Origin of the sequence: Siccirubricoccus soli (genome assembly GCF_024178315.1) — a bacterium.
Classification (GTDB): Bacteria; Pseudomonadota; Alphaproteobacteria; order Acetobacterales; family Acetobacteraceae; genus Siccirubricoccus; species Siccirubricoccus soli.
Window position 1 is genome coordinate 1 of record NZ_JAMZIK010000066.1, and the last position, 1,062, is coordinate 1,062.

Annotated in this window: 1 protein-coding gene; it reads left to right on the plus strand. The window is 73.4% G+C overall.

Annotated features, from left to right (window positions below; translation table 11 throughout):
- Positions 1 to 12 precede the first annotated feature (12 nt).
- Positions 13 to 1,062, plus strand: a 1,050-nt coding sequence (queG, locus tag NJ376_RS11020; protein ID WP_252953310.1) for a tRNA epoxyqueuosine(34) reductase QueG, incomplete at its 3' end; no start/stop codon positions are given.

Sequence of the window (1,062 nt, forward strand, 5' to 3'; positions counted from 1 at the left end):
CCTGACCGCGGGATGAAAGAAGCGATCCGGGCCGAGGCGCTGCACCTCGGCTTCACCGAATGCCGCTTCACCACCGCCACCCTGCCGGCGGAGGCGCGCGCGCGCCTCGACCGCTTCCTCGCCGAGGGCATGCACGGCTCCATGGGCTGGATGACGGAGCGCGCCGCGCAGCGCGGCCATCCGCAATCCCTCTGGCCGGAGGCGGTGAGCGTCATCGCCCTCGGCCTCTCCTACGCCCCGGCCGAGGACCCGCTGGCGACGCTGGCACAGCGCGACCGCGCCACCATCAGCGCCTATGCCCAGGGGCGGGACTACCACGACCTGGTGAAATCCCGGCTGAAGGCGCTGGCGCGCTGGATGGTGGCGCGCTGGCCGGATTCCACGCTGAAGGTCTTCGTCGATACCGCGCCGGTGATGGAGAAGCCGCTCGCCGCCCAGGCGGGCCTCGGCTGGCAGGGCAAGCACACCAACCTCGTCTCCCGCCGCCATGGCTCCTGGCTCTTCCTCGGCGAGGTGATGACGACCCTGGCGCTGGAGCCGGATCCGCCGGAGCGCGACCATTGCGGCTCCTGCCGCGCCTGCCTCGCCGCCTGCCCGACCGATGCCTTCCCCGCGCCCTACCGCCTCGATGCCCGCCGCTGCCTCAGCTACCTGACGATCGAGCACAAGGGCCCGATCCCCGAGGAATTCCGCGCCGCGATGGGCAACCGCATCTATGGCTGCGACGATTGCCTGGCGGTCTGCCCCTGGAACAAATTCGCCCGCGCCCATGCCGAGCCCGCCTTCGCCCCGCGGCAGGCGCTGACCAGCCGGCGGCTGGCGGAATTCGCCGCGCTGGACGATGCGGCCTTCCGTGCCCTGTTCAGCGGCAGCCCCATCAAGCGCATCGGCCGCAACCGCTTCCTGCGCAACGTGCTGATCGCCATCGGCAACAGCCGCGACCCGGCGCTGCGCCCGGTGGCGCAGGGGCTGGCGGAGGATCCCGACCCGGTGGTGGCGGAGGCGGCGCGCTGGGCGGCCCAGCGCCTGGCGCCCTCGCCTGCGCCGGCGCCGGCGCCGGCG